Here is a 23,456-nt window from a genome sequence, read left to right as displayed (position 1 = left end):
GCGGGCTCTAACGCTTCGCTGTGGGACCGTCGGTTCCACGAACGAAGGGGTTGAGCGATGATCACCAGACGCGGCTTCCTGCGCCTCATCGGCGGTTCCTTCCTATCCGCCGTGTCGCTCAATGCTTATGCGGTTGGCCTCGAGCCGATGCTGCTGACACATGTAAAGCGCTATTCACTGACCCCGCCAAACTGGACTGCAGGATTGCGGCTTCGCGTCGTCGCTCTCGTCGATATTCATGCCTGTCGGCCATGGATGACGCCGGAGCGGATCAGGTCACTTGCCGAACGGGCGAACAGCCTGCAGCCGGATCTGATTGTCCTGCTTGGCGACTATGCAGCCGGCACACGCCTGGTTACGGACTGGGTGGGCTCCTCCGAATGGGCGCCGGCCTTGTCAGGCCTGAAGGCGCCACTCGGCGTGTGGTCCATCCTTGGCAATCACGACTGGTGGGAGGACCTTTCCGCGCAGAAGGCCGGGTTGGGGCCGACGGTGCGCGCCGGGCGCTCGAGAGCGCCGGCATACCGGTCCTGGAAAACGATGTGGTGCGCCTGGAAAAAGACGGGCATGGCTTCTGGGTCGCCGGACTTGCCGACCAACTTGCGCTGCGGCCGGGCAAGGCCTGGGGCCGCAGCAGGTTCAAAGGACTGGACGATCTGCACGGCACGCTGGCAAAGGTAAGCGACAAGGCCCCTGTTATCCTGCTGGCACATGAGCCGGACATTTTCCCGAAGGTCCCGCCACGGGTATCGTTGACCCTTTCGGGTCATACCCATGGCGGACAGGTGCGGTTGCTCGGCTATTCTCCGGTCGTGCCGTCCCGCTTCGGCAACCGTTTTGCCTATGGCCATGTCGTGGAGGAGAACTGTAACCTGATCGTCTCCGGAGGCCTCGGTTTCAGCATCCTGCCGGTGCGTTTCGGGATGCGCCCAGAGATTCTTTCGATCGACCTGGGTTCAGCACTTCAATGAAGTGACCTGATCGCGTCCATCACATCCGGCTCGGCCTTGTCGCCATCAAAAGCGTCGACGATGCCGAAGGCGCCGCCATAGCTCCAGACCGACCATGCGAAGCCATGGGCTTCGGCGCGCGCGATCATGTCCCTGACATAAGCGGCACGGTATTCGGCCGGCATCACGTAGGGATTGCCGTATTCCTGGCGGATCATGCCGAATTCGCCGAGCGTGATGTTCTCCGGCTTTATCCCGTTGGCCTTTGCCCAGGCCTCGACCCTGGTGAACGGCGCCTCCATCGTCTCGCGCAGCTCCTCGTCCGTGTCCAGGCTGGCGACCTGCTCGTCGAGATAGGCAAGCAGGCCGCTCTGGCGCGCCCATGGCGCCTCGGCCTTGATCCTTGCGCGGATCGTATCGAGCGCAGCATCCAGCTGGGCGCGCGGGATGGCGCTGAGCGGATAGGGCAGGCCGGTGACATAGGGGATGAAGTCGCCGGCCCAGGTCGCGCCCTGATGGGTCAGCAGGAACGGGTCGTAGGAGTGAAAGGTCCAGATGATGTTGTCGTCGGGGATCGCCTTCGGATCGATCTTTGCCAGCGATACCGCCTTGGAATAGCAGGCGCCGGTCAGGATCAGGGTGAGCCTGGTGGCTGACGAACGCGCCGCCGCGAACAGTTTCTGCTGGCGCTCCGGCCACAGGCCGGTGCCGTCGGCGTCGCAGTCGATGACCGGCTCGTTCATCGGCTCGAAAGCGACTTGGCGCGGATCCTCATCGGCCAGCGTGCGCGCCATCTTGCGCACCATTTCGACATAGGCGTCGAACATTTGTGGATCGTCCATCACCTCGCCCATGCCGATCTTGCGGCTGCTGCCGCTGGGGATCAGGTGCATGTCGACGATCACCTTCAAGCCGGCGCGATTGATCATGCGCACCGAGGCCAGCACGCTGGCATAGAGCTCGTCGCGCAGCGCCAGCGTCTCGCCGGACAGGAACGGCGACGGATCGACGGGCATGCGCAGGAAATCGAAGCCGGCGCTCTTCAGCGCCTTGAGGTCGTCGTCGTTGAGGAATTTGCGCCATTCCGGATAGGGCAGGATTGCCCGCCGGTCGCCCCATTTGTCCTCGCCCGGCCATGTCGTCCATTGGTCGAGATTGAGGCCGCGCTTCATCATAAAGCTCGCCGCCTGGCCCGGCGGCACCAGCGCGGCCAGCGCAAGCAGCGCTGCCATCGAGGTCTTGATCATCGCCGTCAACAGTGCCATCGGGTTCATGCGCCAAGTTAATGCGTGTCGCCCAAAACTGTGCAGCGGTTTTGCGACAACGACGCGCGCCCGCAAACATCACCTGGAGCGCGTCGCGCTTTAGGTGCCCGGCCAGGCCAAGAAAGGAAAGCGCGATGGACGATCATGGTGAAGCGGCGGCGCTCTGCGCCGGGCTTTCCGGCGCGCTGACCGAATTCGGCCACCGGCTGATGGCGCGGGTCTATTATGCCGACACCGATTTCTCCGGTGTCGTCTATCACGCGCGCTATCTCGAATTCTTCGAGCGCGGCCGTTCCGATTATCTCAGGCTTGCCGGCGTCCACCACACCGAGCTTGCCGACGGGAAGCTCGGCGAAAGAATAATCTGGGTGGTGCGGCGCATGGAAATCGACTTTCGCGGCTCCGCCCGCATGGACGATGTCTTGACCATCGAGACGCGCACCGAGGACATTTCGGGCGCCCGCATCTTTATGGCGCAGCAGCTGAAGCGCGGCGGCGAGGTGCTGGTCGAGGCGCGGGTCGAGGCGGCGATCATCGGCGAGAACGGCCGGCCAAGGCGCTTTCCGAAGGAATGGATCGCAACCTTCATGCCCAAGACAAATCGGTAGTTCAAATCGGCAAGTTACCGATCCCAATGATCCGCTGACGATGCCAGGTGGCTCGCCCAAGGCGCGGCAATGCGCCGCGCTGTGCGTCCTAACCCATCCTTAACCATAACGGTTCATGAAGAGAGTGGTGAAGATTGGAGGAATCCAGCGCCTTCCTTTCACCAAGATTTGCCCTGAAAAGGCCGCCTACGGTGCATTTTGGGGTTATCCCGCAAGCTTTGCGCGAACGGATTACAAGGGATGCCTATGGGCCAGCCGCCAGCCGTGCCCGGAAAATTCTTAAGGACGTAACCATGGAAAATATCGCACTCGCCGAACCGGGCGCGCATTTGTCGATTTGGGCGCTGTTCACGCAGGCTGGCTGGGTGGTCAAGCTGGTCATGATCGGGCTGCTCTGCGCCTCGATCTGGACCTGGGCGATCATCGTTGACAAGCTCGTCGCCTATGGCCGCATGCGGCTCGCGCTCAATCGCTTCGAACAGGTGTTCTGGTCCGGGCAGTCGCTGGAAGAGCTCTATCGCACGCTCGCCGACCGCAAGACGTCAGGCATGGGCGCCATCTTCGTCGCCGCCATGCGCGAATGGAAGAAGAGCTTCGAGAAGGGGGCGAAATCGCCGCTTGGCCTGCAGACCCGCATCGACAAGGCGATGGACCTGGCGCTGACCCGCGAAATGGAAAAACTGGAAGGACGGCTTGGCTTTCTCGCCACCACCGGCTCGGCAGCGCCGTTCATCGGCCTGTTCGGCACCGTGATCGGCATCATGACCTCGTTCCAGGCGATCGCGGCATCGAAGAACACCAGCCTGTCGGTGGTCGCACCCGGCATTGCCGAGGCGCTGCTGGCCACGGCAATTGGCCTGCTGGCGGCTATTCCCGCCGTCATCGCCTACAACAAGCTGTCGTCGGACGCGAGCAAGATCGCCGTGCGCATGGAAGGGTTCGCGGACGAGTTCTCCGCCATACTCTCGCGCCAAATCGATGAAAAAGTCGCGCAGAAGACCTGAGGAACAATCATGGGAATGTCTGTAGGCGCGGGTGGCGGGGGACGCGGTGGTCGCGGCCACAGGCGGCGCGGCCGCCATCACGCGATGATATCGGAAATCAACGTCACGCCGATGGTCGATGTGATGCTGGTGCTCTTGATCATCTTCATGGTCGCCGCGCCACTGCTGACGGTCGGCGTTCCGGTCGACCTGCCGGAAACACAGGCCAAGGCGATTGCGGCCGACACGCAACCGATCGAGGTATCCATCAACTCCGCCGGCCAGATTTACATCCAGAAGACCGAGATCCCGATCGAGGAACTGGTGGCAAAGCTGCAGGCGATCTCGAAGACCGGCTATGACGAGCGCATCTTCTTTCGCGCCGACAAGGCGACCAATTATGGAGCGGCTCTGCAGGTCATGGCCCGTGTCCAAGCCGCTGGCTACAAGAATATGAGTCTCATCTCGCTGCAGGAACAGGACCAGTAGACAAGAACATGCGGACCGGCCTCACCACATCGGTGATCTTGCATGCGACGGCGATCGCCTTCGGGCTGTTCACACTGTCGGCGCCGGCTGCGCTTCCGTCGTCCGAAGTCGAGTCGGTCGCAGTCGAGATCGTGCCGATGGAAGCGATCGCGCAGATACAGAAAGGCGACAAGAAAGCTGCGGTGAGCGAAAAGCCGACTCCATTGCCGACCCAGCGTCCGGACATCGTGGCCGACGCGAAGACGGTCGGCGACAACAGCGTCGATACCGACAAGCCGCCGACGCCGGAGCCCAAGCCCCAGCCGGTCGATATGGCTGAGGCGCCGCCGCCCGCGCCGACGCCGAAAGAGAAGCCGAAGCCCGAGGACGTGCCGAAACCGAAGGAGCAGCCGAAGCCTGTCCCGGCGACGGAGGTCGCACCGGTCCCGCAGCCGAAGGAAGAGGTCAAGCCCGAGCCGGTCAAGCAGGCGGAGCCCAAGCCGACACCGGCCAAGGAACCGGCGCCGACGCCGCCGCAGGACAATACCGCCGCCATCGACCCGAAGCCAGAGGTCAAGCCGGACGCCGTTGCCGAGGCCATTGCCCAGGAGCCGCCAACCGAGGAGACGCAGCTTCCGGACTCGGCGCCCGCCCCGCAGGCGCGGCCGAAGCCGCAGCCGGCCCAGGCCGAAAGCGCCAAGGCGCCCGAGCGCAAGGACGCCGACAAGCCGGTCAAGGAAGCCTCGTCCAAGCCGAAATCGGAAGACAAGCAGTTTGACGCCGATGAGGTCGCTGCCCTGCTTGACAAGCGGAAGCCATCCGGCGGCGGCGCCAAGCGCTCAACCCAGCAGGCATCGCTCGGTGGTGACAAGGATCAGGGCCAGAAGTTGTCGAAGTCGGAGGAAGGGGCGCTCCGAGATCAGCTTGCCGGTTGCTGGTCAATTCCTGCTGGCGTCGAGGGCTCGGAGAGCTACGTGGCCGTGATCCGCTTCAATCTGGACGCGTCTGGCAAGCTAGATGGCCGGCCTGCTGTCGAAAAATCGAGCGGAAGCCGCCCGTTCGACGAGAGTGCCGTACGCGCGGTTCAGAAATGCGACATGGCCGGTCTGCAGGTTCCCGCCGGCAAGCAGGACATCTGGGCCGACGTCCGGGTCACTTTCGATCCGAGGGAGATGCTGGGCCTGTAGGCCTGGCGCCCGTAGAATCATTGAAGAGAAGCGAGAAGACATGAAATCCATCCTCAAGCCGCTCCTGATGATCGTAGCGATGGCGCTGGGCATGACTGCCGCCGCCACCTTGCCGGCGCGGGCGCTCGTTGAGCTCAACGTCAACAAAGGCAATGTCGAGCCGCTGCCGATCGCCATCACCGATTTCCAGGGCGGCGATGCGCTGGGCGCGGAGATTTCCGGCATTGTCAGCGCAGACCTGAAACGCTCCGGCCTGTTCGCGCCGATCGACAAGAGCGCCTTCATCGAAAAGATCTCCAACCCCGATGCCACGCCTCGCTTCGAGGACTGGAAGGTGATCAATGCCCAGGCGCTGGTCACCGGCAGCGTCAGCAAGGAGGCCGATGGCCGCGTCCGTGCCCAGTACCGGTTGTGGGACACCTTTGCCGGCCAGCAGATGTCGGGCGAGCAGTTCTTCGCCAACGACGCCAACACAAGGCGCGTCGCCCACATCATCGCCGACGCCATCTATGAGCGGCTGACCGGCGAGAAGGGCTATTTCGACACGCGCGTCGTCTTCATCGACGAATCGGGCGCAAAGAACGCGCGAAAGAAGCGCCTCGCCATCATGGACCAGGACGGCGCCAATATCCGCTACCTGTCGGACGGCAGATCGATCGTGCTGACCCCGCGTTTCTCGCCAAACCGGCAGGAAATCACCTACATGTCCTATGAAAGCGGCCAGCCGAAGGTCTATCTGCTGCAGATCGAGACCGGGCAGCGCGAACTGGTCGGCGACTTTCCCGGCATGACCTTTGCGCCGCGGTTCTCGCCCGACGGCCAGAAGGTGATCATGAGCCTGCTGCGCGACGACGGCAATTCCAACATCTTCGCCATGGATTTGAGAAGCCGCTCGACGACCAGGCTCACCAACTCGACGGCCATCGACACCTCGCCGTCCTATTCGCCGGATGGCAGCAAGGTGGTGTTCACCTCCGACCGCGGCGGCCGCGCGCAGATCTATGTGATGGGCGCCGACGGTTCTGGCCAGACCCGCATCTCCTTCGGCGACGGCGTCTATTCGACGCCGGTATGGTCCCCGCGCGGCGACCTCATCGCCTTCACCAAGCAGACCGCCGGCGAGTTCCAGATCGGCGTCATGCGCGTCGACGGTTCAGGCGAGCGCATCCTTTCAACCGGCTTCCAGCAGGAGGGGCCGACCTGGGCGCCCAACGGCCGGGTGCTGATGTTCTTCCGCGATTCTGCCGGCGGCCCGAAACTCGTTTCGGTCGATCTCACCGGCCGCAACGAACAGTCGATCCCGACCTCGAATTTCGCTTCGGACCCGGCCTGGTCGCCGCTGCTGGAATAGGCTGGAAGGGGAATTGAGGAATTGAGGAACTGACGAGTTGAAGAACTGAAGGATGGAGAAGGCAGCGGCCTACATCGAGCACGCGAGGGATTTGGAAGTCTATAAGCGTGCCTATGCAGTTTCCCTTGGGGTACACAGAGCCACGCTTGCTTTTCCGAAAATGGAGCAATACGCGCTCGCCGATCAACTACGTCGTTCCAGCAAGGCGATCTGCGCCAATTTGGCTGAGGGTTTTGCCAAACAAACCCGCTCCAAGCCCGAATTCGCACGGTTCATTTCGATGGCGATAGGGTCATGCAGTGAAGTGGAGACGTGGATTTCGTATGCGTTCGATCTGGAGTATATCACCCAGGCGCAACGCGACGAGTGGTTGCAATCCTATGCCCGCATCTACGGAATGCTGGTCAAATCTCAGAGAGAAGCTGAGGTGACCTCTTTCCTCAATTCCTCAGTTCTTCAACTCTTCAATTCGCTCTTTTCCACGGCTTGGTCGCGTTTCAGCCGCATTTCTGCCTACGGTCCGCGCGCATTGTTGCCTCCTCGGATTCCCCTTGGGCAAAACGGCTGTGGACGGCAGCCGAAACCAAATTTTAACCGTGTTTCTTGAACGCCGGTTAACCCAAACGTGGTTACTGGACGATCAACGAAATCACTCGAATTGCGAAGGAGAGGCGGCATGGGCCGTATCGCAGCACTTACCAGAAACCCGGCGATGATCGCGCTGGTGGCGTTGCTCGCCATCGCCGGCTGCGCCTCGAAGAAGAACCTGAACAGCGCCGCCGATCTCGGTCTCAGCGGCGCCGGGGCGGCAACGCCCGGATCGGCCCAGGACTTCACCGTCAACATCGGCGACCGCATCTTTTTCGATACGGATTCGTCCTCGATCCGCGCCGACGCGCAGACGACGCTTTCGCGGCAGGCGCAATGGCTGAACCAGTATCGGCAGTATGCCATCGTCATCGAAGGCCATGCCGACGAGCGCGGCACGCGCGAATACAATCTGGCGCTCGGCGCCCGCCGCGCCGCCGCCACCCGCGACTTCCTCGTCGCCAGGGGCGTTTCTGCCCAGCGCCTGAAGACCATTTCCTACGGCAAAGAGCGTCCGGTCGCGGTTTGCGACGACATCTCCTGCTGGTCGCAGAACCGCCGCGCCGTCACCACGATCAGCGGCGCCGGTTCCTGATCGGCAATTTTCCGATCGGCAGAAATGCAACACCTACGTGTGAAAGGCGGCTGCGGCCGCCTTTTTCATGTCCGGTGCCCGGATGTGGGACTTGAAACAAAATTTGGCCGAAGTCCTGCGTCCTTGGTAATAACTGAGGCGCCTGACGGTCCACTCCGATCGGAAGGCATGCAACAGGCAAACAATCCACGGCGAGAGGCACATGCATTTCAGATCGGTCTTGAGCGGCACGCTTGCGTTGCTGCTCGTATCAAGCGTCGCTGCCCCGGCAGTAGGCAATGAGCAAGGCACAGAAAAAAGCGGTTTTTCCTTCCGCCTGCCGACGCTCGGCATTTTCGGTGAAAAAAAGAAACCGGATCAGGTGCAATTTGCGCAGGATGGCACCGGCACTACGGGGCTGGAGGAACAACTCCGGCAAATGAACGGCAAGATCGAGGAGCTCAACTTCCAGGTGCTGCAGATGCAGGAGCAGATCCGCAAGCAGCAGGAAGACAACGAGTTCCGCTTCCAGCAGTTGGAAGGCGGCTCACAAGGTGCGCAGCAGCCACGCGAGCAGAAGAAGTCGGACGCCACCACCAACACCGACAGCAGCGTCGCCGAGGCTCCGGCGACGCATGCGCCGGCCGATGCGGGCACACCGCCCGCGGGCGGCCAGAGCGGCGAGGTCATCGTCGAATCACCGACAGGGGAACCCGGCGCGGTGATCCCGGGCACGCCGCCGAAGACGTTCGGCACCATCACCGTCGACAAGAACGGCAATGTGATCGACGCAGACGGCAAGACGCAGGCACATGCACCGGCGCAGAACACCGCCCCCAGCGACCAAGTTACCAGCGACCTGGCCGCTGGCACGCAGGCCGGCAAGTCCGACGATACGGTGGTCGCGGCGCTGCCCGCCACCGACGACCCGGAGGAGCTTTACCGCAATTCCTATCAGTTCATCCTGTCGGGCGACTACGGCACTGCCGAACAGGGTTTTCGCGACCACATCGCCCGCTTCCCCAAGGACGCCAAGACGGCGGACGCGCATTACTGGCTGGGTGAGTCCCTGCTCGGCCAGCAGAAGTACCGCGACGCGGCCGAGACTTTCCTCGCCGCCAGCAAGGACTATCCGAAGGCCAAGAAGGCTCCCGACATGCTGCTGAAGCTCGGTGTGTCACTGGTCGGATTGAACCAGCGCGACGTGGCCTGCGCCACTTTCGGCGAGATCGGCAAGCGCTATCCGAACGTTTCCGGCGCGCTCAAGGAACGCGTCAAGCAGGAAAGGGCGCTCGCGGCGTGTTAGTTTTTCTCTTGCATGTCGTTGCCCCAAGACTTGTTGCCCCAGATCAGGGGCCACTTTTGGGCGACATGCATTGACGCCCGAAACCGAGCCTGACCGTTCGGTTTTTTCGCAGATCGACTTTACCAGCGGCGCTGTTGCGGCCGTGTCCGGCGGCAGCGACTCGACCGCCCTCCTCCTTCTCCTCAAAGATCACCTCGACCGTACCGCGCCGGCAACGAAATTGCTGGCTGTGACCATCGATCACGGTCTGCGGCCGGGCTCGGCAGCGGAAGCACAGGCCGTGGCCAGGCTTTGCGCCGGGCGCGGCATTGCCCACCGCATCCTGCTCTGGTCCGGACGCAAGCCTTCGACCGGCCTGCCGGCTGCCGCGCGAGAGGCACGCTACCGGTTGCTGGTCGAGGCGGCGCAGGCGGAAGGTATCGGCCTGATCCTGACCGGCCACACGGCCGACGACCAGGCCGAGACCGTGCTGATGCGGCAAGCTCGCCAAGAGAGGGTGCGAGAGCCAGGGCGTGGCCTAGCAGGCATGGCACCGGCCACCCTCTATGACTGGCGGATCTGGATCGCACGGCCGCTTCTCGGCACACGGCGTGCTGCGCTGCGCGAAGTCCTCCGGCGCGCGAATGTCGGCTGGACCGAAGACCCGACCAATGAAGACGAGGCTTTCGAGAGGCCACGTATCCGCGCAGCGCTTGCCGACCGCAATGGTGCGCGGGAAGACGCGTTGACGCTGGCCGCGCGGGCTGCGGTGGAGCGCGAGCAGCTTGGCCATCGCGCCGCCGTGCTGATCCGTGGCTTTGCCAGCAGGCCCGCAGCCGGCCTTGTCCGTCTCGATCCGGGCTTTGCGACAGCCGTCGACGAGGCGGCGGCCGTCTACGCGCTGCGGATCCTGCTGGCGACTGTCGGCGGCGTTGCCTTTCTGCCCGGTCAGGCTCGCAGCGAGGCGCTGCTCAACCGGCTGAGGCCCGGACCTCCTGGCACAACCCCAATTTTGGCTGCCCCGTTTTGCGCTACTTTGTCGCGGACGGTGGTCGATGCGCGGCGTGCCGGCATCTTCCTGCGTCGCGAAACCCGCAACCTGCCGCCCGCTGCGCCTGCCGTGAACAATGCCCTCTGGGACGGTCGCCGGAGGATCACATTGGGCGACGAGCCGGGTGCATTTTTGATCGCGCCGCTCGGCGCGGCTGGTGCCGCAAGACTGGCGATTGCCGAAAACGGCACGCAGCCAAGCCTTGTCCGCGCGGCTCTGGCGGCCGAGCCGGTGCTGTGGCGCGCAAGCGAATATCCTGGCGACAGCCCGGTCTTGCCAGGAATGGCGGTATGCCCGGTCGTCGCGCCCTTTGCCCGCTTCCTGCCGTCCTTCGACCTGGCGCCGGCCGGAACTGTCGCCGCGCTGATCGGTGCGCCGCGACTTCCTGCCCCGCCTTTCGGCGGCCACACTGCCGGTTGATCATGGGCGAAAGCTTAACCGCGACATGCTGTTCTGCTTGGCAATGAAGGGCGCCATCCCTATGTTAGACCCAAGTTTCCTCTCACGACGCGTGTCCGCTGGCGGACACCAACGGGACAATTGATGAATCCGAATTATCGCAATCTCGCGCTCTGGGCGATCATAGCGGTCCTGCTCATCGCTCTCTTCAATCTGTTCCAGACGCCGCAGACGCGCGGAGCAGCGAGTGACGTCCCCTATTCGCAGTTCCTGCAGGACGTCGCGGCCGGCCGGGTCAAGACGGTGACCATCGCGGGTGCCCGCATCTCGGGCACCTATACCGACACCTCTACCGGCTTCCAGACCTATTCGCCGGGTGATCCGTCGCTGGTTTCGAGACTCCAGGATAAGAACGTCACCATCAACGCGCGCCCCGAATCCGACGGTTCCAATTCGCTGTTCAGCTATCTCATCTCCTGGCTGCCGATGATCCTCATCCTTGGCGTCTGGATATTCTTCATGCGCCAGATGCAGTCCGGCTCCGGCCGCGCCATGGGCTTCGGCAAGTCGAAGGCCAAGCTTTTGACTGAAGCGCATGGCCGCGTCACCTTCCAGGATGTCGCCGGCGTCGACGAAGCCAAGCAGGATTTGGAAGAGATTGTCGAATTCCTGCGTGATCCGCAGAAGTTCCAGCGGCTTGGCGGCAAGATTCCGCGCGGCGTGCTGCTCGTCGGCCCTCCCGGGACCGGCAAGACGCTGCTTGCCCGTTCGGTCGCCGGTGAGGCCAACGTGCCGTTCTTCACCATTTCCGGCTCGGACTTTGTCGAGATGTTCGTCGGCGTTGGCGCTAGCCGCGTCCGCGACATGTTCGACCAGGCCAAGAAGAATGCGCCCTGCATCATCTTCATCGACGAAATCGACGCGGTCGGCCGCCATCGCGGCGCCGGCCTCGGCGGCGGCAACGACGAGCGCGAGCAGACGCTGAACCAGTTGCTGGTCGAAATGGACGGCTTCGAATCCAACGAAAGCATCATCCTGATCGCTGCCACCAACCGGCCGGACGTGCTCGATCCGGCGCTGCTCAGGCCCGGCCGTTTCGACCGCCAGGTGGTGGTGCCGAACCCCGACATCGTCGGCCGCGAGAAGATCCTGAAGGTGCATGTGCGCAACGTGCCGCTGGCCCCCAATGTCGACCTCAAGGTGATCGCGCGCGGCACGCCGGGGTTTTCCGGCGCCGACCTTATGAACCTCGTCAACGAATCCGCCCTGATGGCGGCGCGGCGCAACAAGCGCCTTGTCACCATGGCCGAGTTCGAGGACGCCAAGGACAAGATCATGATGGGCGCCGAGCGCCGCTCGTCGGCGATGACCCAGGCCGAGAAGGAACTCACCGCCTATCACGAGGCCGGCCACGCCATCCTGGCGCTGAACGTGCCGTCGGCCGATCCGCTGCACAAGGCGACCATCATCCCGCGCGGCCGGGCCCTTGGCATGGTCATGCAGTTGCCGGAAGGCGACCGCTATTCGATGAGCTACAAATACATGATCTCGCGCCTTGCCATCATGATGGGTGGCCGCGTCGCCGAGGAGTTCAAGTTCGGCAAGGAGAACATCACCTCGGGTGCCTCCTCGGACATCGAGCAGGCAACCAAGCTGGCGCGCGCCATGGTCACACGCTGGGGTTTTTCCGACAAGCTTGGCCACGTCGCCTATGGCGACAACCAGGAGGAAGTGTTCCTCGGCCATTCGGTGGCGCGCACGCAGAACGTCTCGGAAGAGACGGCGCAGATCATCGACGCTGAAGTGCGCCGGCTGATCGACGAGGCCTATTCGACGGCGAAATCCATCCTGACCAAGAAGAAGAATGAATGGATTGCGCTGGCGCAGGGGCTTTTGGAATATGAGACGCTGTCCGGCGACGAGATCAAGCAGCTGATCGCCGGCCACAAGCCGGCACGCGATCTCGGCGACGACACGCCGCCGAGCCGCGGCTCGGCCGTGCCGAAGTCCGGCAGCCGCCGCAAGAAGGGCCCGGAGCCCGAAGGCGGCATGGAGCCTCAGCCGTCAAGCTAGGCTCCGGCTCAGGAGACTGATTTCGAAAACGCCGCGGCTTGGACGCGGCGTTTTTGTTCACGAGGTGCCGACAGCGACAGCCGATCGCGGCCTGAAAAACTCCATCACTTCACCCAGTGCAGGGGATTCTCCACATGGGAAATAGACGTTGAAGGTTTGCGGATGCCGTGATGAGGGCTGATCTCCCCGCAAGGGCCCGCAAGGGGGGAGATTGGCAGCGGCGCCGACAGCGCCTCGCTAGCGCAGATACGGCATATCCTGGCCCTGCCTGCAACCGCCAGCAGCAAAAGGCCCGCGAACCTTCGCGAGCCTTGCTATGTTCGAATGTTAATGTCGATCAGCTCTTCAGCGCGGCATTGCACAGGCTGTAGAAGCCGCCACCGTTCTGGATCCACTTGAGGCCACCCAGCGTCCCGGCCCCCTTGTTGGCTTGGTACTGGTCGCGGCAGGTGTACATGCGGGCCTTGGCCGGAGTTTCGCTGCTATATTTGTCCGAGATCGCCTTCGGAAACGTCACTCCCTGGGGAGCGGTCACGGTCGGCTTTTTCGGCTGGCTGGTGAGGCTTGCCTGATCGGCTGCCGGCTTGGTGTCGTCGTCGAAGGCACTGGCACCGCACTGGCTCATGCGGAAGTCGTTCCACTTCATGCCGTTCAGCGTGTTGCCGGCCTTGGCCGCCCGATATTTGGCGCCGCACTCCGCCCTGCTGAGGCCGCTGCCTGCATTGGCAGTTGCCGCTGCCTTGGTCGTCGCTGCGGCGGCCGCATCGGGCGTTGCAGCGCTGGTGCTGTTCGCCTTGGCTGGCGTGGCGTCGGTTGCGGCGGCGACGGTGACGCATTCTGCTTTGCGGAACTGGTTCCAGTTCTGCCCGCCAAGTGTTCCGGCGTCCTTTGCCGCGTTATACTTGGTGCTGCATTCAGCCATGGTCAGCGCATTGGCGGGCGCTGCCAGGAATAAAGTCACGACGGCAAGACCCGTCAAAGTTGCAAGTCGATGGATAAGCATGTGTCTTCTCCTCTGATGTTCACGTTATGTACCAAGCAAGCAATAGCACTCAACGAATGGTTGCGCCAGAGGGCAAATGGCGTAAAACCCTTCGGAAAGTGCATTATTTTGGATGAACTCGTTGCCAGCTCCTGCCCCCAGGCAATTTCCTGGGCGCATATGCACGGAAAACTTGTATAGAGCGGACCACTCTCCGGGAACTGCCTCGCATGACGGGCCGAGCGGGTCGGCCAGTGCGGCCGGCCCAGAATAACGCGACGGGGATTCTGACTTCGATGCCGCTGATTGGCACATGAAAGAATCCAGATGCGGTCTGAAGGTTCTGAACGCTGCTGGCGCAACCAGGGCAGGCAAATTCAAAGCACTGACGTGACACAAAACACACAAGACAACAGTTTTCTAAGGAATGGTGCCCTATAATCATGAATTGTGATGACAGGGCTCGGGCCAATGTGTGGCATGACGTGCCGGCAATGAACCATCGGGAAGCTGACTAGCATGGCAGGAAGTTATTTCGGAACGGACGGCATTCGCGGCCGCGCCAATAGATTTCCAATGACGGCGGAGGTCGCCATGAGGGTCGGCATGGCCGCCGGCCTTTCGTTCCAGCGCGGCAACCATCGTCACCGCGTCGTGCTCGGCAAGGACACCAGACTTTCCGGCTACATGATCGAGAATGCGATGGTGTCGGGCCTGTGCGCCGCCGGCATGGATGTGTTCCTACTCGGCCCGATTCCGACGCCCGCGGTCGCCATGCTGGTGCGCTCATTGCGCGCCGACATCGGCGTGATGATCTCGGCCTCGCACAATCCTTACTACGACAACGGCATCAAGCTGTTCGGTCCCGATGGCTACAAGCTTTCCGACGAGATCGAGGAGCGCATCGAGGGCATGCTCGACAAGGATATCGAACTGGCGCTCGCCGACTCGGACGGGCTCGGCCGCGCCAAGCGCGTCGACGGCGTTCATGACCGCTATATCGAATTTGCCAAGCGCACGCTGCCGCGGTCGATGTCGCTGTCGGGCCTCCGCATCGTCGTAGATTGCGCCAATGGCGCCGCCTACAAGGTGGCGCCCGAGGCGCTGTGGGAACTCGGCGCCGAAGTTGTCGCCATCAACGTCGAGCCCAACGGCTTCAACATCAACAAGGAGTGTGGCTCGACCCATCCGGCCGGCCTGCAGAAGAAGGTGCATGAAGTGCGCGCCGATATCGGCATCGCGCTCGACGGCGACGCCGACCGCGTCGTCATCGTCGACGAGAACGGCGCGATCGTCGATGGCGACCAGATCATGGCGCTGATTGCCGAGTCCTGGCATCAGAGCGGCCGGCTAGCCGGCGGTGGCGTCGTCTCGACGGTGATGTCCAATCTCGGCCTCGAACGCTTCCTCGGCGACATGAACCTGCAGTTGCACCGCACCAAGGTCGGCGACCGCTATGTCGTCGAGCACATGCGTGCGCACGGCCTGAATGTCGGCGGCGAACAGTCGGGCCACATCGTGCTGTCCGATTTTTCCACCACCGGCGACGGCCTCGTCTCGGCACTCCAGGTGCTCGCCTGCATCAAGCGGCAGAACCGACCGGTCAGCGAACTGTCGAAGAAGTTCGCGCCGGTGCCGCAATTGCTGAAGAACGTTCATATTTCCGGCGGCAAGCCGCTCGAGGAAGCCCTGGTCAAGGCGGCGATCGAAGATGGACGCCATCGTTTGGGCCAGGCTGGCCGCCTGGTCATCCGGCCGTCCGGCACGGAACCGCTCATCCGCGTCATGGCGGAAGGCGACGATCAGCAACTGGTCGAGGCCGTCGTCAACGACATCGTCGAGGTCATTTCGGAAGCCCGCAGCGCTGCCTGATCCCCCAGTTTTTGCCAGGTGAAAAGCCCGCCCTCCGGCGGGCTTTTTTCGTGTGTCCGCACGCCAAATCGTTGGCGGACAACGCGAAAATCCTGAAAGATTTAGAGATTCATGGTTAAGCGATAGGGTTAAACGGCTTTTAACTTTTCCAATTCATTATCCACGACTGAAACCAATCAGATTCGGACGCGTTCGCTGTGCCGAGGGTTCTCAGGGGTGACAAGCATGTTCAATACAGCAAGAATGGGCCTCTTTGCCGCGCTGCTCGCGGGCGTGGCCGGACCAGTGTTGGCCGCCGACTTCGTCGAGCCGCCTGTGGTCGAGCCGGCCCCGCCGCCGCCCGTCTACGAGCAGCCGGTCGAATATGGCGGCTGGTACATTCGCGGCGACATCGACTACCACTGGTCGAAGTTCCGCGGCGGCGACTACATCACCTACGGGGCGGTTCCAGGCACTGGCAGCTTTGACAGCGGCAAGCTGGATGGCGCCTTCTCGGCCGGCGCCGGCGTCGGCTACCAGATCAACCGGCATTTCCGTACCGACCTGACCGCGGGCTGGATGAGCAAATCCGATTTCCGCGGCTCGACCAGCGGCTTCTGCGGCATCAATCAGACGCCCTGCACTTCGACCGACCACTCATCCTATACGGCGCTGCTGCTCCTGGCCAATGCCTATGTCGATATCGGCACCTGGCACGGCGTCACGCCTTATGTCGGCGCCGGCATCGGCGGCGCCTGGGTCAAATGGGACACGCTGCACAACAATGACATCGACGGCGAGTTCGAGCATCATGGCGGCAAGGGCTGGCGCTTTGCCTATGCGGCCATGGCGGGCGCCTCCTACTGCCTGACCGATCGCGTCAAGCTCGATCTCGGCTACCGCTTCAGCCGTATCGAGGGCGGCAAGATGTTCGACTACGCTTCAGACAGCAATGTCGGTCCCGGCCGTGACAAAGGCATCAATGTGCACGAAGTGCGCGGCGGCCTGCGCTACCAGTTCGGCAACTCGGACTGCGCCCAGCCGGAGCCGATCGCCTACGAACCCGAACCGGTTTACACCAAGTAATCGCTTCGAGAGCAGGTTTGCGGACCGCCCGGCAAAAGCCGGGCGGTTTTTCTCGTTGTGGCGGAACGCGCATCAAAATCAATTCGCTAACGCCCTGTTATCCTTAACCGCCACTTAACCACTATGGTTAACAATGCCCTGAAACGGCGCTCGCGATCGCGAATGGCGCCACCTTCGGGAGCCGGGGATCATGACAGTCAAATCGCGCATAGCACTGGCGCTTGCAGCAATCGCCCTGACGCCGTTGTCGCAGGCGCTTGGCGCCGACTACGATCCGCCGATCTATGTCGACCAGGCGCCGGACTATGTGCCGGTCGAAGTCGGTTCGGGATGGTATCTGCGCGGCGATGTCTCCTATCTGGTGCAGAAGAGCTTCGACAATGAGGACTTCGCCTTCGCGCCAGCGAACTTCGACGAAGAAGAGGATCACATCTTCGCCAGCATCGGCTTCGGCTACCATTTTAACGATTATCTGCGCGCCGATCTCAATCTGGGCTATCTGCCCGGCAACGAGATCAGCGTCAGCTATGACAACGGAACGACCGTGGCATCGGCGGACCTGGAGAACTACGCGTTCTCGGGCATGCTCAACGGCTATGTCGATCTTGGCACCTATGTCGGGATCACACCCTATCTCGGCGCCGGTATCGGTATTGTCCAGACCAGGCGGCGCCTCTCGGCGGACTACTTCACAGACAACGCCAACCCCGCCGACGATTTCGTCCGCGATGACAACGAGACCCATTACTCTTTCGCCTATACGCTGAACGCCGGCCTTGCCTACCAGGTGTCCAAGAACCTTTCAGTCGATCTGGGCTATCAATATTTTTCCGCACCCGACGCCGAATATACCACCGCACAGGATTTGGATTCCTATCCGATCGACAAAGGGATCAGCAATCATCAGGTCAAGGTCGGGTTGCGCTACGATCTCTGGTAGGCACGGCGAAAGCCTCGGGGATGCCAGCGGCGGACTTCGGTCCGCCGTTCTGTTTTTGGTCTGGGATGCGACCAGTATCCCGTCAGCGACAAAAACTTTCCTCTTGACGCCGGAAGCCTGAACGCATATCGCCGTCTGTGGGCCACCCCTCCCCAACGAGGGGCCACTATCTGGAAGGATAGACCACGATGACGATCCATACGAAGCCCGGACTGCGCCCGGCAAATCCCAATTTTTCCTCAGGTCCCTGTGCAAAACGCCCCGGCTGGTCAGTCGAGGCGCTGGCCAATGCCGCGCTCGGACGCTCGCACCGCGCCAAGATCGGCAAGACCAAGCTCGAACAGGCGATCGAGCTGACGCGGGAAATTCTCCAGGTTCCGGCAGATTATCGCATCGGCATCGTGCCGGCGTCGGACACCGGCGCGGTCGAGATGGCGCTGTGGTCGCTGCTCGGCGAACGCGGCGTCGACATGGTCGCCTGGGAGAGTTTCGGTTCCGGCTGGGTCACCGATGTGGTCAAGCAGCTGAAGCTCGCCGACGTGCGCAGGATCGAAGCCGGCTACGGCGCACTGCCGGATCTGACAAAAATCGACTTCGACCGCGACGTGGTCTTCACCTGGAACGGCACGACCTCAGGCGTGCGCGTGCCGAACGGCGATTTCATCCCGGCCGCCCGCAAGGGCCTGACCATTTGCGACGCCACGTCGGCGGCCTTTGCGCAAAAGCTCGATTTTGGCAAGCTCGACGTCGTCACCTTCTCCTGGCAGAAGGTGCTGGGCGGCGAAGGTGCGCATGGCATGCTGATCCTCAGCCCACGCGCCGTCGAGCGGCTGGAAAGCTACAAGCCTGGCTGGCCGCTGCCGAAAATCTTTCGCCTCACCTCGGGCGGCAAGCTCATCGAAGGCATTTTTAAGGGCGAAACCATCAACACGCCGTCGATGCTGTGCGTCGAGGATTATCTCGACGCGCTGCGTTGGGCGAAGTCGATCGGCGGTCTCGACGCATTGATTGCCCGCGCCGACGCCAACGCCGCCATTATCGACGGTTTCGTCGATAAATCCGCATGGCTCGGCCATCTGGCCACCGACCCGGCGACGCGGTCGAACACGTCCGTCTGTCTTTCCTTCACCGACCCGGACGTCGCCGCGCTCGATGCCGACGGACAAGCGGCGTTCGCCAAGGGCATCGTCTCGGCGCTCGACAAGGAAGGCGTCGCCTACGATATCGGCGCCTATCGCGATGCACCGCCGGGCCTGCGCATCTGGTGCGGCGCAACCGTCGAGACTTCCGACCTCGAAGCGCTGCTGCCGTGGCTCGACTGGGCCTTTGCCGCGCAAAAGGCGTCGCTCAAGGCGGCCGCCTGATCCCTCCCCTTCGAGGGGAGGGTGGCCCGAAGGGCCGGGTGGGGTCGCCTCCACCCAACTCAACGGTCCGCCAGAAGAAAAAGATTTCGGCCACGCCCGGCCGCAACCACCCCACCCCGGCACTTCGCGCCGACCCTCCCGTCAGGGGAGGGGCGCCAATCGCAAAGGATGAAGCCCATGCCCCGCGTTCTCGTCTCAGACAAACTCTCCACCACCGCCGTGCAGATCTTCAGGGATCGCGGCATCGAGGTCGACTACCTGCCCGATCTCGGCAAGGACAAGGAAAAGCTGCTCGAAGTGATCGGCCAGTATGACGGCCTCGCCATCCGTTCGGCGACCAAAGTCACCGAAAAGCTGATCAACGCCGCCACAAGGCTCAAGGTGGTCGGCCGCGCCGGCATCGGCGTCGACAATGTCGACATCCCGGCGGCGAGCCGCAAGGGCATCATCGTGATGAACACGCCCTTCGGCAATTCGATCACCACCGCCGAGCATGCCGTCGCCATGATCTTCGCGCTGGCCCGCCAGATACCGGAAGCCAATGCCTCGACCCATGCCGGCAAGTGGGAAAAGAACCGCTTCATGGGCACCGAGATCACCGGCAAGACGCTGGGCATCATCGGCTGCGGCAATATCGGCTCGATCGTCGCTACGCGCGGCGTTGGCCTGAAGATGCACGTCATCGCCTTCGATCCGTTCCTGTCGGACAGTCGCGCCGAGGAGCTCGGCGTCGAGAAGGTGGAACTCGACGAGCTGTTCGCCCGCGCCGATTTCATCACCCTGCACACGCCCTTGACCGACAAGACGCGCAACATCATCGACGCTTCGGCGATCGCCAAAATGAAGACCGGCGTGCGCATCATCAACTGCGCCCGTGGCGGGCTGATCGTCGAGGCCGACCTGATCGCGGCGTTGAAAAGCGGCAAGGTGGCAGGCGCCGGCATCGACGTGTTCGAGGTCGAGCCGGCGGAGAAAAGCGAGCTGTTCGGCATGGAGAATGTGGTGGCGACGCCGCATCTCGGCGCATCGACGATGGAGGCGCAGGAGAATGTCGCTCTGCAGGTCGCCGAGCAGATGGCCGACTACCTGATCAAGGGCGCCGTTTCCAACGCCATCAACATGCCGTCGATCACCGCCGAGGAAGCGCCGCGCCTAAAACCCTTCGTCAAGCTGGCCGAAGTGCTCGGCGCCTTTGTCGGCCAGGTCACCGAGGATCCGATCAAGGAGGTCGAGATCCTGTTCGACGGCTCGACCGCGACGATGAACACGCGCGCGCTGATCAGCGCCACACTTGCCGGGCTGATCCGGCCGCAGGTCTCCGACGTCAACATGGTTTCGGCGCCGATCATGGTCAAGGAGCGCGGCATCATCGTCGCCGAGGTCAAGCGCGACAAATCGGGCGTGTTCGACGGCTATATCAAGCTGACGGTCAAGACCGAGCACAAGACACGTGCGATCGCCGGCACCTGCTTCTCGGACGGCAAGCCGCGCTTCATCCAGATCAAGGGCATCAACCTCGACGCCGAGGTCGGTCAGCACATGCTGTACACGACGAATGCCGACGCGCCCGGCATCATCGGCCTGCTCGGCACGGTCTGCGGCGAGAACGGCGTCAACATCGCCAACTTCCAGCTCGGCCGCAACCGGCCTGGCGGCGATGCCATCGCGCTGCTCTATCTCGATGCGCCGTTCCCGGAGAAGGTGCTGGAACAGGTGCGGGCGCACAAGTCGATCGACTCCGCCAAGCGGCTGCATTTCGACGTCGGCGTCGCCTGAATCATGCGCGAGCGCCCCGCGGGCCTTGTAAGCCCACGGAGCGTTTCGACAATGGCGTCGAAATATCGACAGGGTTCTTTCACGGCCCGTCACAGGTTTCCGGCTGTCAAGTCGCCATTTTACGTCCGCTGTATTCGGCCAGGCTGATGCCGCCGAGCACCAGCACGAGGGCCACGCCCTGATAGAGCTGGAATGTCTCACCGACGATCAGCACCGACAGCAGCGTGCCGAAGATCGGCACCAGGTTGATGAACAGGCCGGCCCGGTTGGCGCCGATCAGTTCGATGCCCCTGATATAAAAAATCTGTGAGACGACCGAAGCGCCGATCGCAGTGTAGAACGCTATCGCCCAGCCGCGCGCATCGGGGATGATGACCTTGCCGGCAGCCACCTCCCAGAGGAAGAAAGGCAGCGAGGTCACCAGTGCGGCAATCGACAGCGCCAGCATCAGGCTTTGCCAGCGTATGGCCGGCTTCAGCCGCAACCCGACCGAGTAGAAGCTGTAGCAAAGCACCGCGATCAGCATGATGGCGTCGCCGAAGTTGAGGTCCAGCTTGAGAAGCTGGCGCAGATCGCCGTGGCTGGCGGTCAGGGCGACGCCGATGATCGTCAGCACGACACCGGCGATCTGCACCCGGTTCACACGCAGGCGAAACAGCACGAAATTGGCGAGGATGATGACGATCGGGATTGCCGCCTGCTCGATCGAGACGTTGATCGCCGTCGTGTAGTTGAGCGCCGTGTAGAAGATCGCGTTGAAAAAGGTGAAGCCGCAAGCGCCGAGCCCGCCAAGCAGCAACCAATGCCTGCGCACCACCGGCCAGTCCTCGCGCAGCGTTCGCCAGCCGATCGGCAGCATGATCAGAACGGCCAGGACCCAGCGCAGGAAGACCAGCGTCATCGGCGAAATATGGTCGACTGCCAGCTTGCCGGCCACGGAGTTGCCGCCCCACAGCAAGGTGGTGAACAGCAGGAACAGATAGGCGGTTCGATGCATCGCGAAATTCCAGCCGGGGTGGGCAGGGTCATTGCCGACCTATTGTGGTGGTTCGCCCAAGTAAATGATGTCAAACGCGAAAATTGTTGTGCCTGAGGGCGCTTTCGGCGGCAAAGAATGGTCGCGCTCGCCGGGTGTTGACGTTATAGAACGACGTACGTCCACCTGGACGCACAAAGTACGCGTCTCAAGGCTTTGAACGTTCGCGTCGTGCTATCCGAAAATCGATTCCGATTTTCTGGCCGATGCGATAGAAGCCTGTCGTTTCGAACCATTCAAGCCGCTCGGAGCGGCGCCTCAAGGGAAAAGAAACATGGCCAATGTGGTGGTCGTCGGCTCGCAATGGGGCGACGAGGGCAAAGGCAAGATCGTCGACTGGCTGTCGGAACGCGCCGACGTCGTCGTGCGCTTCCAGGGCGGCCACAATGCCGGCCATACGCTGGTCGTCGACGGCAAGGTCTACAAGCTGTCGCTGCTGCCGTCCGGCGTGGTGCGGCAAGGCAAGCTGTCCATCATCGGCAATGGCGTCGTCTTCGACCCGCATGCCTTCGTCGCGGAAGTAACGAAATTGAAGGCGCAAGGGGTCGAGGTGACGCCGGAGCGCCTGAAAATAGCCGAAAACACCGCGCTTATCCTGTCCTTGCACCGGGAGCTGGACGGATTCCGCGAAGACGCCGCCTCCAATTCGGGAACGAAAATCGGCACGACCCGTCGCGGCATCGGCCCCGCTTATGAGGATAAGGTGGGCCGGCGCGCAGTCAGGGTGATGGATTTGGCGGATTTGGAAACGCTGCCCTTGAAGGTCGACAGGCTGCTGACGCATCACAATGCGCTGCGCCGCGGGCTCGGCCACTCCGAAGTCACGCATGGCGCAATCATGAGTGAGCTGATTTCGGTCGCCGACGAGATCCTGCCCTATATGGACCGCGTCTGGAAGATCCTCGACGACAAGCGCCGTGCCGGCGAACGCATCCTGTTCGAGGGCGCGCAGGGCACGCTGCTCGACATCGACCACGGCACCTATCCGTTCGTCACCTCGTCCAACACGGTGGCTGGCCAAGCGGCCGCCGGATCCGGCGTCGGCCCGGGTGCCATCGGTTATGTGCTCGGCATCACCAAGGCCTATACGACGCGTGTCGGCGAAGGTCCGTTCCCGACCGAACAGAAGAACGAGATCGGCGAGTTCCTGGGCACGCGCGGCCACGAGTTCGGCGTCGTCACCGGCCGCAAGCGCCGCTGCGGCTGGTTCGATGCCGTGCTGGTTCGCCAAGCCGTCGCCGTAAACGGCATCAAGGGCATCGCCCTGACCAAGCTCGACGTGCTCGACGGGCTGGACGAGATCAAGGTCTGCACCGGCTACCGCCTCGATGGCGAGGCGATCGACTATCTGCCGGCCAGCCAGGGTGCGCAGGCGCGCGTCGAACCGGTCTACGAGACGCTGGAGGGCTGGAAAGGCACCAGCGCCGGCGCCAGAAGCTGGAACGATCTGCCGGCCCAGGCAGTCAAATATGTCCGTCACATCGAGGAACTGATCGGCGCGCCGGTCGCACTCCTTTCCACCAGCCCTGAACGGGACGACACAATACTTGTGACCGATCCGTTTCAAGACTAGATTCCAAGCTGTTCCGGGCATCGCGGCCGATTTGCGGGGGCCGGCCCAGAAACGAAATGCAGGTCG

19 protein-coding genes and 1 pseudogene are annotated in these 23,456 nt (G+C 62.7%); 17 read left to right on the top strand and 3 right to left on the bottom strand.

Annotated features, from left to right (window positions below):
- The first annotated feature begins 57 nt into the window (after nt 1–57).
- Nucleotides 58–971: pseudogene (locus AC0L2Z_RS15090) on the top strand (metallophosphoesterase).
- On the opposite strand, the gene AC0L2Z_RS15085 reads toward AC0L2Z_RS15090, so the two are convergent.
- Nucleotides 965–2,215: a glycoside hydrolase family 5 protein gene (locus AC0L2Z_RS15085; RefSeq protein WP_473628543.1), complete on the bottom strand. Its 1,251-nt coding sequence runs from the start codon at nt 2,213–2,215 to the stop codon at nt 965–967. The pseudogene AC0L2Z_RS15090 and the gene AC0L2Z_RS15085 overlap by 7 nt on opposite strands.
- A gap of 134 nt (nt 2,216–2,349) precedes the next feature.
- Between AC0L2Z_RS15085 and ybgC the strand changes: the two genes are divergently transcribed.
- The 10 genes from ybgC to ftsH all read left to right on the top strand — a co-directional run bounded on the left by ybgC (nt 2,350) and on the right by ftsH (nt 12,782).
- The gene (gene ybgC / locus AC0L2Z_RS15080) at nt 2,350–2,823 is read left to right on the top strand and encodes a tol-pal system-associated acyl-CoA thioesterase (protein WP_473628542.1); all 474 of its coding nucleotides are present in this window, start codon (nt 2,350–2,352) and stop codon (nt 2,821–2,823) included.
- A 293-nt stretch (nt 2,824–3,116) separates the two neighbouring features.
- On the top strand, nt 3,117–3,827 hold the full coding sequence (gene tolQ / locus AC0L2Z_RS15075; RefSeq protein WP_023799988.1) for a protein TolQ: 711 nt from the start codon (nt 3,117–3,119) through the stop codon (nt 3,825–3,827).
- A gap of 9 nt (nt 3,828–3,836) precedes the next feature.
- Nucleotides 3,837–4,295 carry an ExbD/TolR family protein gene (locus AC0L2Z_RS15070; RefSeq protein ID WP_077375321.1) on the top strand — a complete coding sequence of 153 codons (459 nt, stop codon included), beginning with the start codon at nt 3,837–3,839 and terminating at the stop codon, nt 4,293–4,295.
- Nucleotides 4,296–4,303: 8 nt separating this feature from the next.
- The gene (locus tag AC0L2Z_RS15065; protein ID WP_473628540.1) at nt 4,304–5,461 is read left to right on the top strand and encodes an energy transducer TonB family protein; all 1,158 of its coding nucleotides are present in this window, start codon (nt 4,304–4,306) and stop codon (nt 5,459–5,461) included.
- Between the two features lie 67 nt (nt 5,462–5,528).
- Nucleotides 5,529–6,812 carry a Tol-Pal system beta propeller repeat protein TolB gene (gene tolB / locus AC0L2Z_RS15060; protein WP_245268562.1) on the top strand — a complete coding sequence of 428 codons (1,284 nt, stop codon included), beginning with the start codon at nt 5,529–5,531 and terminating at the stop codon, nt 6,810–6,812.
- Between the two features lie 52 nt (nt 6,813–6,864).
- Nucleotides 6,865–7,419 carry a four helix bundle protein gene (locus AC0L2Z_RS15055; RefSeq protein WP_473628538.1) on the top strand — a complete coding sequence of 185 codons (555 nt, stop codon included), beginning with the start codon at nt 6,865–6,867 and terminating at the stop codon, nt 7,417–7,419.
- A 69-nt stretch (nt 7,420–7,488) separates the two neighbouring features.
- The gene (gene pal, locus AC0L2Z_RS15050; RefSeq protein ID WP_027152911.1) at nt 7,489–7,995 is read left to right on the top strand and encodes a peptidoglycan-associated lipoprotein Pal; all 507 of its coding nucleotides are present in this window, start codon (nt 7,489–7,491) and stop codon (nt 7,993–7,995) included.
- A 202-nt stretch (nt 7,996–8,197) separates the two neighbouring features.
- Complete coding sequence (ybgF, locus tag AC0L2Z_RS15045) at nt 8,198–9,280, top strand: tol-pal system protein YbgF (RefSeq protein WP_473628537.1); 1,083 nt, start codon at nt 8,198–8,200, stop codon at nt 9,278–9,280.
- A gap of 70 nt (nt 9,281–9,350) precedes the next feature.
- On the top strand, nt 9,351–10,730 hold the full coding sequence (gene tilS / locus AC0L2Z_RS15040; protein ID WP_473628535.1) for a tRNA lysidine(34) synthetase TilS: 1,380 nt from the start codon (nt 9,351–9,353) through the stop codon (nt 10,728–10,730).
- Between the two features lie 123 nt (nt 10,731–10,853).
- Complete coding sequence (gene ftsH, locus AC0L2Z_RS15035) at nt 10,854–12,782, top strand: ATP-dependent zinc metalloprotease FtsH (RefSeq protein WP_473628533.1); 1,929 nt, start codon at nt 10,854–10,856, stop codon at nt 12,780–12,782.
- A 337-nt stretch (nt 12,783–13,119) separates the two neighbouring features.
- Here ftsH and AC0L2Z_RS15030 read toward each other — a convergent pair whose 3' ends face one another.
- On the bottom strand, nt 13,120–13,785 hold the full coding sequence (locus AC0L2Z_RS15030; protein WP_473628532.1) for a hypothetical protein: 666 nt from the start codon (nt 13,783–13,785) through the stop codon (nt 13,120–13,122).
- A 498-nt stretch (nt 13,786–14,283) separates the two neighbouring features.
- Between AC0L2Z_RS15030 and glmM the strand changes: the two genes are divergently transcribed.
- The 5 genes from glmM (at nt 14,284) to serA (ending at nt 20,781) form a co-directional block, all read left to right on the top strand.
- Nucleotides 14,284–15,636 carry a phosphoglucosamine mutase gene (gene glmM / locus AC0L2Z_RS15025; protein ID WP_473628530.1) on the top strand — a complete coding sequence of 451 codons (1,353 nt, stop codon included), beginning with the start codon at nt 14,284–14,286 and terminating at the stop codon, nt 15,634–15,636.
- A 225-nt stretch (nt 15,637–15,861) separates the two neighbouring features.
- Nucleotides 15,862–16,701, top strand: coding sequence for an outer membrane protein (locus AC0L2Z_RS15020; RefSeq protein WP_473628528.1), 840 nt, complete (start codon nt 15,862–15,864; stop codon nt 16,699–16,701).
- Between the two features lie 190 nt (nt 16,702–16,891).
- On the top strand, nt 16,892–17,641 hold the full coding sequence (locus tag AC0L2Z_RS15015; RefSeq protein WP_023799975.1) for an outer membrane protein: 750 nt from the start codon (nt 16,892–16,894) through the stop codon (nt 17,639–17,641).
- A gap of 188 nt (nt 17,642–17,829) precedes the next feature.
- Entirely contained in the window at nt 17,830–19,005 is a 1,176-nt protein-coding gene (locus AC0L2Z_RS15010; RefSeq protein WP_023799974.1) for a phosphoserine transaminase, read from the top strand.
- Nucleotides 19,006–19,182: 177 nt separating this feature from the next.
- Entirely contained in the window at nt 19,183–20,781 is a 1,599-nt protein-coding gene (gene serA, locus AC0L2Z_RS15005; protein ID WP_473628525.1) for a phosphoglycerate dehydrogenase, read from the top strand.
- A gap of 106 nt (nt 20,782–20,887) precedes the next feature.
- Here the strand turns inward: serA and AC0L2Z_RS15000 are convergent, their stop codons facing one another.
- Nucleotides 20,888–21,778 (bottom strand): DMT family transporter, encoded by an 891-nt coding sequence (locus tag AC0L2Z_RS15000; protein WP_128245962.1) that lies wholly within the window; start codon nt 21,776–21,778, stop codon nt 20,888–20,890.
- Between the two features lie 313 nt (nt 21,779–22,091).
- On the opposite strand from AC0L2Z_RS15000, the gene AC0L2Z_RS14995 reads away from it, so the two are divergent.
- A complete protein-coding gene (locus AC0L2Z_RS14995; RefSeq protein ID WP_128245963.1) occupies nt 22,092–23,390 on the top strand; it encodes an adenylosuccinate synthase in 1,299 nt (432 codons plus the stop codon).
- Nucleotides 23,391–23,456: the final 66 nt, after the last annotated feature.

This window comes from Mesorhizobium sp. WSM4850, assembly GCF_055811735.1.
The sequence above is the reverse complement of the archived record's forward strand: the minus strand, read 5'-3'. Positions and strand labels throughout refer to the sequence as shown.

Bases quoted from the DNA above. Each gene is read 5' to 3' on its own strand.
- AC0L2Z_RS15085 (WP_473628543.1), bottom strand. From the start codon at position 2,215: ATGGCACTGTTGACGGCGATGATCAAGACCTCGATGGCAGCGCTGCTT.
- ybgC (WP_473628542.1), top strand. From the start codon at position 2,350: ATGGACGATCATGGTGAAGCGGCGGCGCTCTGCGCCGGGCTTTCCGGC.
- tolQ (WP_023799988.1), top strand. From the start codon at position 3,117: ATGGAAAATATCGCACTCGCCGAACCGGGCGCGCATTTGTCGATTTGG.
- AC0L2Z_RS15070 (WP_077375321.1), top strand. From the start codon at position 3,837: ATGGGAATGTCTGTAGGCGCGGGTGGCGGGGGACGCGGTGGTCGCGGC.
- AC0L2Z_RS15065 (WP_473628540.1), top strand. From the start codon at position 4,304: ATGCGGACCGGCCTCACCACATCGGTGATCTTGCATGCGACGGCGATC.
- tolB (WP_245268562.1), top strand. From the start codon at position 5,529: ATGATCGTAGCGATGGCGCTGGGCATGACTGCCGCCGCCACCTTGCCG.
- AC0L2Z_RS15055 (WP_473628538.1), top strand. From the start codon at position 6,865: ATGGAGAAGGCAGCGGCCTACATCGAGCACGCGAGGGATTTGGAAGTC.
- pal (WP_027152911.1), top strand. From the start codon at position 7,489: ATGGGCCGTATCGCAGCACTTACCAGAAACCCGGCGATGATCGCGCTG.
- ybgF (WP_473628537.1), top strand. From the start codon at position 8,198: ATGCATTTCAGATCGGTCTTGAGCGGCACGCTTGCGTTGCTGCTCGTA.
- ftsH (WP_473628533.1), top strand. From the start codon at position 10,854: ATGAATCCGAATTATCGCAATCTCGCGCTCTGGGCGATCATAGCGGTC.
- AC0L2Z_RS15030 (WP_473628532.1), bottom strand. From the start codon at position 13,785: ATGCTTATCCATCGACTTGCAACTTTGACGGGTCTTGCCGTCGTGACT.
- glmM (WP_473628530.1), top strand. From the start codon at position 14,284: ATGGCAGGAAGTTATTTCGGAACGGACGGCATTCGCGGCCGCGCCAAT.
- AC0L2Z_RS15020 (WP_473628528.1), top strand. From the start codon at position 15,862: ATGTTCAATACAGCAAGAATGGGCCTCTTTGCCGCGCTGCTCGCGGGC.
- AC0L2Z_RS15015 (WP_023799975.1), top strand. From the start codon at position 16,892: ATGACAGTCAAATCGCGCATAGCACTGGCGCTTGCAGCAATCGCCCTG.
- AC0L2Z_RS15010 (WP_023799974.1), top strand. From the start codon at position 17,830: ATGACGATCCATACGAAGCCCGGACTGCGCCCGGCAAATCCCAATTTT.
- serA (WP_473628525.1), top strand. From the start codon at position 19,183: ATGCCCCGCGTTCTCGTCTCAGACAAACTCTCCACCACCGCCGTGCAG.
- AC0L2Z_RS15000 (WP_128245962.1), bottom strand. From the start codon at position 21,778: ATGCATCGAACCGCCTATCTGTTCCTGCTGTTCACCACCTTGCTGTGG.
- AC0L2Z_RS14995 (WP_128245963.1), top strand. From the start codon at position 22,092: ATGGCCAATGTGGTGGTCGTCGGCTCGCAATGGGGCGACGAGGGCAAA.